A 12755-nucleotide genomic window follows, 5' to 3' on the forward strand; every position below is an offset into this window, starting at 1 on the left:
CGGATGGCGGCAAAGGCGCAGTCGGGAATGAGGGAGCCGACGCCGTCGCCGCCGCAGCCGATGATGCCCGCCTGCTTGGAGCCGCAGATGACGGCTTCGGCATAGGCGGCTTCATCCACGGGGTTCTGCGAGGCGTCGCCCATGTTGAAGGCCACGCCGCCGATGGGGGCGGCCATGAGGGGCAGGGCAAGTTTGAGTCCGAGGATCTCGGTGGAGGTGTCGGGCTGGGCGGCGTTGTGCAGGCAGCGCATGGCCAGCTTCACGCGGGCGAGGGCTTCTACGTTGGCGCGGAAGGACGAGCCTGTGCCGAGGCCCCCCATGCCGGGCACTTCCCCGGCGCAGGCGCGACCGTCGCACTGCGGGCAGACACGGCAATGGCCCTTCATGCGTTCACGGGCCAGCTGTTTGATGGATGCGTCCATGATAGTTTCTCCTGTACGGGTAAGAGGAGTTCCGGGCCGGCGCGGCGGGCGCGCCGGAACTGCGTCATGCGCCGTACTGGGCTTCCAGTTCGGCGGCGGCCTTTTCCACGGAGGCCTTGTAGCCTTCGCGTTCGGCGCGGATGAGAGAGGCCACGCGCTCATCGTGCAGGGCGATGATCTGGGCGGCCAGCCAGGCGGCGTTCTTTGCGCCGTTCAGGGCCACCGTGGCTACGGGGAAGCCGGAGGGCATCTGTACGGTGGCGTACAGAGCGTCCAGCCCTCCGATGGTGGAACCGGCCACGGGGATACCGATGACGGGTTTGATGGTGCGGGCCGCCACGGCGCCCGCCAGATGGGCGGCCATGCCTGCGGCGCAGATGTATATCTCGCAGCCGTCCGCTTCCAGCTCTTCCATGAGCTTTGCGGTGCGTTCGGGCGTGCGGTGCGCGGAGGTGACGGTATAGCGGAAGGAAATACCGAGCTTCTTCAGTACGTCGGCGCAGCCGTTCACGACGGGTTCGTCGGAGGCGGAGCCGATGAAAATGGCTACCTGGGGCATGGGAGTTACCTCTTTTTCGGGAAAGTTCTGGTTGACGCGGCCCCTTCCGGGGAAAAGGGCCCGCCGGGATTTGTGTTTTTTCAGAGAATTCAGACCAGCTGGAGCCTCTTCAGGCCCTTTTTACCGATATCCGTGCGGAACTGGCTGTGCTCCATGGAAAGAAGCGCCAAGCCTTCATAGGCGCGGGCCTGGGCTTTTTTCAGATCCTCCCCCAGGGCTGTGACGCAGAGCACACGGCCGCCGTTTGCCAGGATATGCCCGTCCTCCGCTTTTGTCCCTGCCTGAAAGACCTGTACGCCCTCCAGCGCCTCGGCCCTGTCGATGCCGGAAATAGGCATGCCCTTGGGGTAGGAGCCGGGATAGCCCTCGGCGGTAAGCACCACGCCGAGGGCTGAGCGCTCCTCAATGTCTAGGCTTACGGCGTCGAGCGTGCCTTCGATGCAATGCAGCATGATATCCGCCAAGTCGCTTTTGAGGCGCATAAGCAGGGGCTGACATTCCGGGTCGCCGAAACGTACGTTGTATTCCAGTACCTTGGGCCCGTCCTTGGTCATCATGAGACCGGCGTACAGAATACCCTTGAAAGGAGTGCCCCGGCGCGCCATTTCCGTGAGGATAGGGCGAGCCACGATATCGGCCATGGCAGAAAGCTCGCTGTCGGGCAGGATGGGAGCGGGGCTGTAGGCTCCCATGCCGCCGGTGTTGGGGCCCTTGTCGTTGTCGAACACGGCCTTGTGATCCTGGGCGGAAGGCAGGGGCAGGGCGGTTTTGCCGTCGCAGAAGCTGAGGAGCGAGACTTCCTCCCCTTCGAGGAATTCCTCGATGAGTACGGTGCTGGAGGCTTCGCCGAAGGCGTTCTTTTCAAACATGAGGTCGAGGGCTGCGCGCACTTCTTCCATGGTCATGGCCACGATGACGCCCTTGCCTGCGGCAAGCCCGTCGGCCTTGACCACCAGGGGAGCGCCGTGTTCTTTCACAAAGACTTCGGCTTCCGCACGGCTGGTGAATACCCCCGCCGCCGCGGTAGGCACGCCCGCCTTCTGCATCACTTCCTTGGCGAAGGACTTGCTGCCCTCAAGCTTTGCGCAGGCGGCCGAGGGGCCGAAGCAGGCTATGCCCGCCTTCTGCATGGCATCCACCACGCCGAGGGTGAGGGGCAGTTCCGGGCCGGGCACCACGAGATCCACGGCCTTTTCCTTGGCAAAATCCACAAGTCCCTGGATATCGCTGTCTTTAATGGGGACGTTGACGGCTACGGAGGCCGTGCCGCCGTTACCCGGGGCGACGAAGATTTCCGTCACGTCCGGTCTTTTGCTCAGTTTCCATGCCAGGGCATGCTCGCGGCCGCCGGAACCTATGATGAGTATGCGCATATTATCCTTCCTTATTTCATGAACAGCATTTCCTGATAGCTGGGCAGGGGCCAGAGGTCGTCGGCCACCAGGTTTTCCAGCTTGTCGGCCCAGAGACGCAGATCTTCCATGGCCGGAAGCACGCTGTGCAGGCACTCCTTCGCGCTTTTGAGCAGGTGCTCTTCGCAGGGCGTCCAGTTCAGGGCCAGCGTGCGTTCTTCCAGGGTGCGGAGAGAGTTTTCAAAATGCCCTATGACCTCGGCGAGCTCATTGAGCGAATAGAGGGATGCGGGCACGCCCAGAGCGGTGCATGCGGCGGCGGAAGAGGCAAGTTCCTGCCGGTAGCGTACGGCGGCGGGGTAGATCTGGGTGCGCGCCATACGCACGGCAAGGCATGCCTCGGTGTGCACGGTTTTCAGGTACTGCTCAAGCTGTATGTCTTCACGGGCCTTGAGTTCCTGCCGGGAGAAGACCTGGTAGCGGCCGCAAAGTTCCATCACCTCGGGGGAAGAGAATACCGGCACGGCGTCGGGCGTGGCCGGGTAATTGGGCAGGCCGCGGCGTTCCGCCTCCTTCTGCCAGATTTCGGAATAACCGTTGCCATTGAAGATGACGGCGCTGTTTTCCTCCATCACGTCTTCAATGAACTTCTGCACGGCCTCGCCCAGGCTGAGTCCGCCCTTATGCAGGGCGTTTTCCAGGAATGTGGCGGCATAGTCCAAAGATTCTGCCATCATAGTGTTGAGTACGACGAGGGCATCCGCAGCGGACATGGAGGAGCCGAGGGCGCGGAATTCGAAGCGGTTGCCCACAAAGGCGAAGGGGCTGGTGCGGTTGCGGTCGCCCGGGTCGGCGGGAAGGGGGGGCAAGGTATCCACGCCTACGTTCATCATACGTTTGCCCGCCGCGCCCACCACCTGGCCCACGCGGAACTGCTCCAGCACGTCGGTGAGCTGGTCGCCGAGGAACAGGGACATGATTGCGGGCGGCGCCTCATTGGCGCCGAGACGCCTGTCGTTGGAGGCGGAGGCCACCACAGCGCGCAGGAAACCGGCATGGCGGTGCAGGGCGCGGATGACGGAGCACAAAAATACAAGGAACTGGGCGTTCTCATGGGGGTTGTCGCCCGGAGCGAAGAGATTGCCCACCTCGGGGCTGCCGATGGAGTAGTTGAGGTGTTTGCCCGAGCCGTTGATGCAGTCGAAGGGTTTTTCATGCAGCAGGCAGGACATGCCGTGGCGGCGGGCCGTCTTTCTGAGCACCGTCATGATGAGCTGGTTGTGGTCGCAGGCGAGGTTCCCCGATTCGAAGGTGGGGGCTATCTCGTACTGGCTGGGGGCCACTTCGTTGTGTCGTGTCTTCACCGGGATGCCCAGGCGGTAGAGCTGGCGCTCCACATCGGCCATGAAGCCGAGCACGCGGCTCGGGATGACGCCGTAGTACTGGTCTTCAAATTCCTGGCCCTTGGGAGGGCGGGCGCCGAACAGGGCGCGGCCTGCGATGAGCAGGTCGGGGCGGGCGGAAACGAAGGTTCCGTCGATGAGGAAGTATTCCTGCTCCAGCCCTCCATTGGAGATGATGGGCATGGTGGGGTTCACGCCGAAAAGGCGCAGCACGCGGGCCGCCTGCTGGTTCAAGGCCTGATTGGAACGCAGGATGGGGGTTTTCTTGTCGAGCGCTATGCCCGTCCATGAGAGGAATACTGTGGGGATGCACAGCACCATACCTGCGGGGCTTTCCATGAGGTAAGCCGGACTGGTCACGTCCCACGCGGTGTAGCCGCGCGCTTCAAAAGTGGAACGCAGGCCGCCAGAAGGGAAGCTGGAACCGTCGGCCTCGCCCTGCACCAGGGCGCTGCCGCTGAACTGGGCCAGGGCTCCGCCCTTGCCGTCGGGGTCGAGAAAGCTGTCGTGCTTTTCCGCAGTAAGGCCGGTCAGGGGATAGAAAACATGGGTGTAATGATCCGCCCCGCGTTCCATTGCCCAGGATTTCATGGCGTTGGCCACGACATCGGCCACGGCCGGATCGAGGCGTCTGCCGAGGTCTATGGTGGTGCGCAGGGATTTGTAGACAGCCTTGGGCAGATAGCGCCGCATGGCCTTGTCGTCGAAAACATTGCAGCCGTAGTATTCCGTGGGGTCGGTGTGGCTTTCTGCGGCGGTGGGGCGGCCCCCCGCGATGTATTCCGCGTCATGACGCCTTGTGGCGACGGAAAGGACGGCATGACTGCGGCTGGCGTTGGCGGAACTCATGCGAACTCCTTCAAAAAATGATGACAGGCCCGGAGGCCGGGCCTTTCGGCTGTGGGAGGGGAGGCTTTCCGCCTCAGTGTCAGTCTATGGAAACTACTTCCAGGGCGAAGGTGAGATCCTTGCCCGCCATGGGATGGTTGGCGTCGAGCACTATATGTTTGTCGTTCACTTCGCAGATGGTCACTTCAAGTTCTCCTTGATCGGTAGAAACGTGGAGCATCATGCCCACCTGCGGCTTGATGGTCGGAGGCACCTGTTCCAGAGGCACGGAAAAGAGAAGCTGTTCCTGTCTGGCTCCGTAGGCTTCCGCTGCGGGAATAGTCACGGAGAACCTGTCGCCGACTTCATGGCCCGTCACGGCCTTGTCGAAGCCGGGAATGACTTGGCCCGAGCCGACCTTGAAGCGCAGGGGGCTGCCTTCGCGGGAGCGGTCGAATTCGGAACCGTCGTTCAGGGTGCCAACATAATGGACAGAAACAGTGTCGCCGGTTTTAATGGGCATGGGAACCTCTGGGGAAGAGTGTTAAAAAGGGCGCGCGCGTGCTGCTGCCCGGAGGGGTGGAGGCATGCGCAAAAAAGGAGCTTTCCGATTGACGGCATCGGCACAGGACGATACCTATCACAGAGATCGTCCAACTCCAAGCGCATTTATGGATGGAGGCCTGCGGTATGACTCCAGAAAAGAAAGACAGCGCGCAGCCCGGGCAGTTCAGTCTTCTCGGCACGGCGAGCACCATGGGCCTGCACATGGTTTCCGGCCCTGTGGTGGGTGGCGGACTGGGCTGGCTTGCGGATGAATGGCTCGGCTCATGGCCTGTGGGGTCGGCCATAGGGCTTCTTCTCGGATTGGCCGCAGGGTTCCGCAACGTATGGATAGACGCCCGCTACCTTGCGAAGAAAAACGCCGAGCGCGACGCGGAGGAAAAAGCCCTGCGGGAGAAGGAGTTCAAAGAGCGCGGGAATGTCCGGCCCTCGGCTGTGGGGCAAGGCGGCAGAAAGGCCCTTTACGCTGACGGGGCGAGGGAGAAAGAGAGACAGGATTCTGCCCCGGATGAGGATTTCACCGCTTCCATACTTGCTGGGACGGCCGTCCCGGCCGACAGAAAGCTCGATGAGATTGAAGAATCTCTGGAGTCCATACGCCGCGCCATTGAGGAAGACGAAGGCTGGAAGGAGACAGGAGCAGGGGAGAAGCATGAACATAATTGAACAAGCGGATCGGCAGCTGTGGAGGAAGGGCTTCGTGCACGCCCCTCTGCGCGGGGCCGTGCGAAATCTTTTTTTCTTCTCCCTTCTTCTTTTTGCCTTGGGTCTGGCCCTGTTGCCATGGTTGCCGCATATCTTCTGGAGCGGAGTTATGGCAGTTTTATCCTTTTGGAATTTTTATACTCTTTCCCTTTTTATCCAGAGGGCTCTGCCCGCCGTCATACCGGAAGAAGATAAAAGAGGGGAAGCGAGCGGGCGCATTGTGAAAAAAGGTTTGCTCATCAGAACGCAATTGAGGCTTTTCATTACCGGAATTTTCGTGTATATAGCATTAGTCGTTTTTCAGGCAAGCCCGGCTGCCCTCGCGGCAGGTCTTTCCTCGGCGATCATCATCATACCGGCTTCTCTGATATTCCGGCATTGAATAGCCCGGGCACATACAGGAGGTTTCCATGGCTGCATCTGGACTGGCGCACCCTCTTCTGCTTTCGACCGTTTTCCACATGGACGAAATCACGGTCGCGGGTATGACTATCGAGACCAAGTATGTGTTTTTCACCTGGCTCGGCATGGCCGTCCTTCTTGTTACCGGTCTTATTCTCCGCAGGAACATCAGCACCGTTCCCGGCCGCCTTCAGCTCTTTTTCGAGGTTCTGGTGGACGGGCTTGAGAAGTTCATTCTCACCAATCTCGGAGAAAAGGGCCGCCGTTTCGTGCCCCTGCTCGTCTCCATCTTCATCTATGTACTGACCATGAACCTGCTGGGGCTCATACCCGGCTGCGACGCTCCTACCGCGAACCTGAACACCACTATTTCCATAGCGCTGTGTGTGTTCCTCTATTACAACTATGTGGGTATCCGCACTTGGGGGGCGGGGTACATCCATCACTTCACGGGTTCCAGCAAGCCGCTGATTCCCCTGATGTTCCCCATTGAGGTCATTTCCCACCTGGCCCGTCCTCTTTCCATGTCTCTGCGTCTTTTCGGCAATATCTTCGCCGAAGAAATGACGCTCATCATCTTCTTCGGCTTCGGCGCGAGCATCTACATCGGAGTGCTTCTCGGCACGGTCCCTATGTACTTCCTGTTCCTCTTGGGCAAGGTGCTTCAGGCCTTCATTCTGTTCATCCTCTCCATGATCTACATTCAGGGAGCGGTGGAGCACGCCCACTGAGCCGAACTCATCCGGGGGAATGGCCTTACGGCCTCAACACTATAATGTAATGGAGTTTTCACCATGCGTAAGATCGCCCTTACCACTCTGACCACCCTTATGCTCCTTGCCTTCGCCGCCGTTGCCTTCGCCGCTGAAGGCGACGCCTCCAGCAGCTTCGGCCTTGCCGCCGCCGGTATCGCTCTCGGCATCGGCCTCGCCGCCACCGGCGGTGCGCTCGGCCAGGGCTCCGCAATCAAGGCTGCCTGCGAAGGTATCGCCCGTAATCCCGACGCTTCCGGTAAGATTTCCCAGTCCCTCATCCTGGGCCTTGCCTTCATCGAATCCTTGGTCATCTACGCCCTTCTCGTGGCGCTCATCCTGCTCTTCGTGAAGATGTAGTTGCATTTATCGGGCGGGAAGGATATATTCCTTTCCGCCCCTTATTCTTTTAACCGGCCAGAAAAATGAACCAGACTCCCAAGTACGAACATATCCCCCGCGCTACCATTCAGCGGCTCGCCACCTATCTTCAGGTTCTTGAAGCCATGGACAAGGATGGCGTCCAGGTCATTTCTTCCGAACCTCTGTCCCGGGCGTGCGACGTGAACGCCTCTCAGGTTCGTAAGGATCTTGCCTACTTCGGCGAATTCGGTGTTCGCGGCGTAGGATATTATGTGTCTTATTTGCTGGAAGTCATAAAAGCCTGCCTCAACGCCAACCGCGAATGGCGCGCGGCTCTCGTGGGTGTGGGCAACATGGGCAGGGCGCTGCTCAACTACCAGGAATTTCGCCGGCACGGCTTTACCATCGTGGGAGCTTTCGACTGTGATCCCTTCAAGATCGGTGAGAAGCTCTACGGTCTGGAAGTCTACTGCACCAAGACGCTCATGGAAAAGGTGCCTGAACTCGGCATCGAAATCGGTATCATCACCGTGCCGCCGGAACGCGCCCAGCGCGCGGCCACGCAGCTCGTGGACGCCGGTATCAAGGGTATTCTGAACTATTCCGCTGCGCGTATCACGGTACCGGATCATGTGTTTGTGGAATACGTCAATTTCTTCCATCAGATTTATTCGCTGACGTTCAATATCTCCACAAAGCAGCGTTGATATTCTCCGTCCGGAGAGCCTCGTGCTCCGTTTTCAGGGCCGCCCGCGATATGCAAGGCGGCCTGTTTTTTTAACATCTCCGCAGGCTGGGTTCCCCAAAATGTAGTTTACTCCCGGCCTGCCCCGTCTCCAGCCCTGCGTCGGTGGCGGCGTTCCCATGAGAGAGCCGCGTTTCCGGAAAGGAGGGCGTTTTCTCGGGGGGGGGGCGACGCTTGCCGTCCGTGAACGTGGCCTTCCCGGAAGGGTGAGATTTCTCTGCTCTCACGATGATTCCGGCCTCTCTCATCTTCTGTGTCTCCATTTTTTTTACAGCAAAAGCGCTTTTTTCCGTTCTTCCGGTGCACTTTGCCCTGCCTGTGCCCGGAAGAAGGAAGCAAGCCGGTCTTTTTTGTTTTTTCTGCGAAGTTTGCCAATAATGGGCGCTCTATCTACTTGCTCATCCGGCCGCCATAGCTTATCAATAAGGAAAGGGTGCGAGAGGAGACAGTGCCTTCATATTCCTGTTTCCTGCGCTCCTGAGAAGAGAGGCCGGGCTTGCCCGGCATGCACAAAAATGCTCTGGACCGGAGTGCCGCCTCTGCCCCGGTTCTTTAGGGAGATAGAAGAGTTATGGAAAAGTTGGATCTGCTGGCGCAGCGTATAGATGGCCTCATTCAGGAACTGGATCGCCTCCGCGAGGAAAATCATCAGCTTCGCGAGGAAGGTAAGCGTCTCCGTGAAGATCTGGAACTGGGGCAGATGGCCACCGAGGAACTTCAGGAGCAGCTCAATCGTGAGCGCAGCGTGCGCGACGAGGCCTGCAACAGAGTCGATGAGCTGATCAGTCGCATCCAGAGCACGCTTCCTGCCGCGGAACCGCAGCAGAACGGCTAAGGGCAGGCGGCCGCCATGCACAGTTATCATCTCGACCTTTGCGAAACGCATGTCGCCTTTCGTACCGAGGCCGGCCCCGAGAGGGTGGAACGGGCCAGAGAGTACGTGGAGGAACGATATGGCAGAGTAAAGGCGCAGGGCGGCCAGTACGGCAGAGACAGGTTGATGGCCATGCTTCTTGTCAGCATGGCGGACGACCTGCTGGAACTGCGGGAGCGTTCCGATCGGACTGATTCCCGGTTGGATGAGCTTTTGCAGAGTTTGAAGGAGAACACGCCGGGTCGAGGCGGGCCGGATGAGCCCGCCGGAACTGGGGCAGAGCCTCTTTCCCGGTAGTCCATATTCCCTGGGATGTGCGTGGGGAGCTAGCTTGCGCCGGCCTCACTAGCGTTAACAGGGAGCCAGTCTCCGAAATGGTGTGCATACCCGCCGAGAGCGGGCAGCCTGAAGTTTCGGACAGGCGCCCACTTGGAGACCACCAGGTCTCGTGCCAGCAGCTTTTCACGGCATCCCGGGTTCTTCTTCCTCTGTATCTTACCGCCCACAGGGCGAGCTTCCAGACATTCTCATGCTGGAGCGCGGCGGGGGCCGCGCGGAATCCGTCGCGTCTTGCGTTGTACGGAAGATATCGGGCGTTGCCCGTCAACATATCACAGGATTTACCATGGATGATATCATTTACTACGCCTTTGCGCTGGTCAGCCTCGTGGCCGGCGCTCTCCTCGGCGTCTTCATACAGCGGCATGTGACCAGCAAACGCATAGGTGAGGCCAACGAATTGGCCCAGCGCATTGTGGAGGAAGCGCGCAAGGAAGCGCAGGCTCAGAAAAAGGAAATCCTGCTTCAGGGCCAGAACGAGATTTTCAGCCAGAAGCACGCCTTTGAAGCGGAATGCAAGGATCAGGAACGCGCTCTCAAGAGTCGTGAGAAAAAACTCCAGGATATCAGCGACCGCATGGAAGAGAAAATGGAGCGCATTACGCAGAAGGAGCACGACATACTCGCTCAGGAAAAGGAGCAGACGCAACGTGAGCGCGTGCTGGCTGAGAAGGAATTACAGGTGGAGGCTACGCTTGACGAGCAGGAGCGCCGCCTTCAGGAGGTTTCCGGCCTGACGGCGGAGGAAGCCAAGGCCCGTCTGTTTGAGGAAATAGAGTCCCGCACCCGCCATGAAGCCGCGAAGATGATGCGCGTGATTGAAACGGAAGCCAAGGAAACGGCGGACCGCAAGGCCAAGGAAATTCTGGCCTGCGCCATACAGCGCTATGCCGGCGACTATGTGGGCGAGCAGACGGTGACGGCCGTCACCCTGCCGAGCGAAGATATGAAGGGCCGCATCATCGGCCGCGAAGGCCGCAACATCCGGGCCTTGGAAGCGGCTACGGGGGTGGACCTTATCATCGACGACACTCCTGAAACCGTCATCCTTTCCGCTTACAGTCCTATACGCCGCCAGGTGGCCCGCATGGCGTTGGAGCGTCTCATCCAGGACGGTCGTATCCATCCCGCCCGCATCGAGGACATAGTGCACAAGTGCGAGCAGGAGCTGGAAGTGCAGATCCGTGAGGTGGGCGAACAGGCCACGTTCGACGCCGGCGTGCACGGCATCAATCCCGATATCATCCGTCTGCTGGGTCAGCTCAAGTACCGGACGAGCTTCACTCAGAACGTCCTTCAGCACTCCCTGGAAGTTTCCGCCCTCTGCGGCATGATGGCCGCGGAACTCGGCATGGATATCAAGCGAGCCAAGCGTGCGGGGCTTCTGCACGATATAGGCAAGGCCGTGGATCATGAGGTGGAAGGCTCCCATGCCCTTATCGGGGCGGATATCGCCAAGAAATACGGGGAAGGCAAGGATATCGTCCATGCCATTGCCGCCCACCATGAGGACGTGCATCCCGAAACGGCGCTTGCCGTTCTCGTGCAGGCCGCAGACTCCCTTTCCGGCGCCCGTCCCGGCGCGCGTAAGGAGCTTCTGGAAAACTACGTCAAGCGCCTTGAGGATCTGGAAAATATCGCCGATTCCTTTGAGGGCGTGGCCAAGTCCTACGCCATTCAGGCGGGGCGGGAGCTGCGCGTCATCGTCAATTCCGACAATGTGGATGACGACAGCACCTACCTTCTCTGCAAGGATATTTCCGCCAAAATTGAGGAAAATCTCACCTATCCCGGGCAGATTCGCGTCACGGTCATCCGCGAGCGCCGTGCCGTGGGCTTTGCCAAGTAACATTGCCGTCATGAACGCGGCGTATGGTGTCCTCGTTTATCACTTCCATAAGGATAGTTCCCATGTTCCAAGCTCCTTCCGATTTTACACCCGATTTTTCCAAAGCCGGAGGCCTCGTGGCCGCCATAGCCCAGGATGCCGCCACCGGTGAAGTGCTCATGCTGGCCTGGATGAACCAGGAATCCTGGGAAGCTACCCTTGCTACAGGCGAGGCGCATTACTGGAGCCGCAGCCGCAGGACGCTGTGGCACAAGGGGGAAAGCTCGGGAAATGTGCAGATAGTGAAGGCCATACGCCTGGACTGCGATTCCGACGCCGTGGTGCTGGAAATCGAACAGGTGGGAGGTTCCGCCTGCCATACCGGCAGAAGAAGCTGTTTTTACCGGCGCATCACGCCCGGAAATCCTGAAGTGTCCATCTGCTGCCCGCAGGTTTTCGATCCCGCAGAAGTGTATAAGAAGTAGAGGCTCACAGCATGAAAGCTCAGCTCAAGCTCGGCATACCCAAAGGTTCCCTGGAAGAAGCCACCATCGCCCTTTTTGAAAGGGCCGGCTGGAAAATCCGCAAACACGTCCGTAACTATTTTCCCGATATCAACGACCCGGAACTGACGGCTCGGCTGTGCCGCGTTCAGGAAATTCCCGAATACATCCAGAACGGTATCCTCGACGTGGCTCTTACCGGTAAGGACTGGCTGGAAGAGCGCGGCGTTTCCTACGGCGGTAAGGACGGAGACGCTCCTGTGGTGGTGATTTCCGACCTCGTGTATTCCAAGGTTTCCAACCGCAAGGCCCGCTGGGTGCTGGCTGTGGCCGGAGATTCCCCCTATCAGAGTGCCGAAGACCTCAAGGGTAAGCGTATCTCCACGGAACTTGTGGGGGTGAGCCGTCATTATTTTGAAGAAAAGGGCGTGCCCGTCCAGATCAACTATTCCTGGGGTGCTACGGAAGCCAAGGTGGTGGAAGGCCTGGCCGACGCCATTGTGGAAGTGACGGAAACTGAAACTACCATTCGTGCCCACGGGCTTCGCGTCATTGATGAAGTCATGGCCAGCAATACTGTGCTCATTGCCAACCGTGCGGTGTGGAACGACCCGGAAAGCCGCCATAAGATAGAGCAGATCGACCTGCTTCTGCAGGGTGCGCTCAGGGCGGAAAGCCTTGTCTGCCTCAAGATGAATGCTCCCACCTCCAGACTGGAGGAAATCCTCAGCCTGTTGCCCGCCCTGAATTCTCCGACTGTGGCCTCGCTGAAAGATCCGGCATGGGTCTCCCTGGAAACTGTGGTGGATACCCATGTGGTGCGCGACCTTATCCCTCAGCTGCACGATCTCGGTGCGGAAGGTATTCTGGAATACAGTCTCAATAAGGTTATCTAGCATTTTTATCCACAACAGAGGCCGGGACATGTTTTTTGTCGTGCCCCGGCTTTTTTTGTGTCTTGTCTTCGGCGTGCACGGGCATACCGGGAACAGCGTGTCAGCCATTCGGGGAGTCTTCCTCTGTACGGGGCTGCAAGTGTATACTTTTTAGCCTGCACAGGCTGACTTTCCTCGCGTTATGTGTCGGTGAGCTCATTGCCTCCGATGCCGTGCGTGA

At 59.3% G+C, this 12755-nt stretch carries 15 protein-coding genes and 1 other RNA gene; 11 read left to right on the forward strand and 5 right to left on the reverse strand.

Going from position 1 to position 12755, the window contains the following annotated elements; all coding sequences use genetic code 11:
* The 5 genes from K8W16_RS05465 to K8W16_RS05485 all read right to left on the reverse strand — a co-directional run.
* The coding region (locus K8W16_RS05465; RefSeq protein WP_304121908.1) for an alpha-hydroxy-acid oxidizing protein at positions 1-422 on the reverse strand (422 nt) is incomplete at its 3' end.
* A gap of 64 nt (positions 423-486) precedes the next feature.
* Positions 487-981, reverse strand: coding sequence for a 5-(carboxyamino)imidazole ribonucleotide mutase (purE, locus tag K8W16_RS05470; RefSeq protein WP_304121911.1), 495 nt, complete (start codon positions 979-981; stop codon positions 487-489).
* 89 nt (positions 982-1070) lie between these two features.
* Complete coding sequence (gene purD, locus K8W16_RS05475; protein WP_304121914.1) at positions 1071-2354, reverse strand: phosphoribosylamine--glycine ligase; 1284 nt, start codon at positions 2352-2354, stop codon at positions 1071-1073.
* Between the two features lie 11 nt (positions 2355-2365).
* Positions 2366-4585: a glutamine synthetase III gene (locus K8W16_RS05480; RefSeq protein WP_304121917.1), complete on the reverse strand. Its 2220-nt coding sequence runs from the start codon at positions 4583-4585 to the stop codon at positions 2366-2368.
* 79 nt (positions 4586-4664) lie between these two features.
* The gene (locus tag K8W16_RS05485; protein WP_304121920.1) at positions 4665-5087 is read right to left on the reverse strand and encodes a peptidylprolyl isomerase; all 423 of its coding nucleotides are present in this window, start codon (positions 5085-5087) and stop codon (positions 4665-4667) included.
* A gap of 167 nt (positions 5088-5254) precedes the next feature.
* Between K8W16_RS05485 and K8W16_RS05490 the strand changes: the two genes are divergently transcribed.
* The 11 genes from K8W16_RS05490 (at position 5255) to hisG (ending at position 12535) form a co-directional block, all read left to right on the forward strand.
* Positions 5255-5794 (forward strand): AtpZ/AtpI family protein, encoded by a 540-nt coding sequence (locus K8W16_RS05490; RefSeq protein ID WP_304121923.1) that lies wholly within the window; start codon positions 5255-5257, stop codon positions 5792-5794.
* Positions 5781-6215, forward strand: a complete 435-nt coding sequence (locus K8W16_RS05495; RefSeq protein WP_304121924.1) for a hypothetical protein — start codon at positions 5781-5783, stop codon at positions 6213-6215. The genes K8W16_RS05490 and K8W16_RS05495 overlap by 14 nt, the downstream gene beginning before the upstream one ends.
* Positions 6216-6243: 28 nt before the next feature.
* Entirely contained in the window at positions 6244-6966 is a 723-nt protein-coding gene (atpB, locus tag K8W16_RS05500; RefSeq protein WP_304121926.1) for a F0F1 ATP synthase subunit A, read from the forward strand.
* 63 nt (positions 6967-7029) lie between these two features.
* Positions 7030-7347 (forward strand): ATP synthase F0 subunit C, encoded by a 318-nt coding sequence (gene atpE / locus K8W16_RS05505; protein ID WP_304121927.1) that lies wholly within the window; start codon positions 7030-7032, stop codon positions 7345-7347.
* Between the two features lie 65 nt (positions 7348-7412).
* Complete coding sequence (locus K8W16_RS05510) at positions 7413-8057, forward strand: redox-sensing transcriptional repressor Rex (RefSeq protein WP_077074016.1); 645 nt, start codon at positions 7413-7415, stop codon at positions 8055-8057.
* Between the two features lie 609 nt (positions 8058-8666).
* Positions 8667-8930 carry a hypothetical protein gene (locus tag K8W16_RS05515; RefSeq protein WP_304121930.1) on the forward strand — a complete coding sequence of 88 codons (264 nt, stop codon included), beginning with the start codon at positions 8667-8669 and terminating at the stop codon, positions 8928-8930.
* Positions 8931-8945: 15 nt separating this feature from the next.
* Positions 8946-9266: a cell division protein ZapA gene (locus K8W16_RS05520; protein ID WP_304121932.1), complete on the forward strand. Its 321-nt coding sequence runs from the start codon at positions 8946-8948 to the stop codon at positions 9264-9266.
* Positions 9267-9270: 4 nt separating this feature from the next.
* A non-coding RNA gene (gene ssrS, locus K8W16_RS05525) (6S RNA) lies at positions 9271-9452 on the forward strand.
* Positions 9453-9594: 142 nt separating this feature from the next.
* Entirely contained in the window at positions 9595-11157 is a 1563-nt protein-coding gene (rny, locus tag K8W16_RS05530; RefSeq protein WP_304121933.1) for a ribonuclease Y, read from the forward strand.
* Between the two features lie 62 nt (positions 11158-11219).
* A complete protein-coding gene (hisI, locus tag K8W16_RS05535; RefSeq protein ID WP_304121935.1) occupies positions 11220-11621 on the forward strand; it encodes a phosphoribosyl-AMP cyclohydrolase in 402 nt (133 codons plus the stop codon).
* Positions 11622-11632: 11 nt separating this feature from the next.
* Positions 11633-12535 carry an ATP phosphoribosyltransferase gene (hisG, locus tag K8W16_RS05540; RefSeq protein ID WP_304121937.1) on the forward strand — a complete coding sequence of 301 codons (903 nt, stop codon included), beginning with the start codon at positions 11633-11635 and terminating at the stop codon, positions 12533-12535.
* The last annotated feature ends 220 nt before the right edge of the window (positions 12536-12755 follow it).

Source organism: Mailhella massiliensis (assembly GCF_020741395.1).
Taxonomy (GTDB): Bacteria; Desulfobacterota; Desulfovibrionia; order Desulfovibrionales; family Desulfovibrionaceae; genus Mailhella; species Mailhella massiliensis_A.

Coding starts and splice junctions, on each gene's coding strand:
- purD (WP_304121914.1), bottom strand. CDS start 2,354: ATGCGCATACTCATCATAGGTTCCGGCGGCCGCGAGCATGCCCTGGCA.
- hisG (WP_304121937.1), top strand. CDS start 11,633: ATGAAAGCTCAGCTCAAGCTCGGCATACCCAAAGGTTCCCTGGAAGAA.
- atpB (WP_304121926.1), top strand. CDS start 6,244: ATGGCTGCATCTGGACTGGCGCACCCTCTTCTGCTTTCGACCGTTTTC.
- K8W16_RS05515 (WP_304121930.1), top strand. CDS start 8,667: ATGGAAAAGTTGGATCTGCTGGCGCAGCGTATAGATGGCCTCATTCAG.
- K8W16_RS05485 (WP_304121920.1), bottom strand. CDS start 5,087: ATGCCCATTAAAACCGGCGACACTGTTTCTGTCCATTATGTTGGCACC.
- hisI (WP_304121935.1), top strand. CDS start 11,220: ATGTTCCAAGCTCCTTCCGATTTTACACCCGATTTTTCCAAAGCCGGA.
- rny (WP_304121933.1), top strand. CDS start 9,595: ATGGATGATATCATTTACTACGCCTTTGCGCTGGTCAGCCTCGTGGCC.
- K8W16_RS05520 (WP_304121932.1), top strand. CDS start 8,946: ATGCACAGTTATCATCTCGACCTTTGCGAAACGCATGTCGCCTTTCGT.
- K8W16_RS05510 (WP_077074016.1), top strand. CDS start 7,413: ATGAACCAGACTCCCAAGTACGAACATATCCCCCGCGCTACCATTCAG.
- K8W16_RS05495 (WP_304121924.1), top strand. CDS start 5,781: ATGAACATAATTGAACAAGCGGATCGGCAGCTGTGGAGGAAGGGCTTC.
- K8W16_RS05480 (WP_304121917.1), bottom strand. CDS start 4,585: ATGAGTTCCGCCAACGCCAGCCGCAGTCATGCCGTCCTTTCCGTCGCC.
- purE (WP_304121911.1), bottom strand. CDS start 981: ATGCCCCAGGTAGCCATTTTCATCGGCTCCGCCTCCGACGAACCCGTC.
- atpE (WP_304121927.1), top strand. CDS start 7,030: ATGCGTAAGATCGCCCTTACCACTCTGACCACCCTTATGCTCCTTGCC.
- K8W16_RS05490 (WP_304121923.1), top strand. CDS start 5,255: ATGACTCCAGAAAAGAAAGACAGCGCGCAGCCCGGGCAGTTCAGTCTT.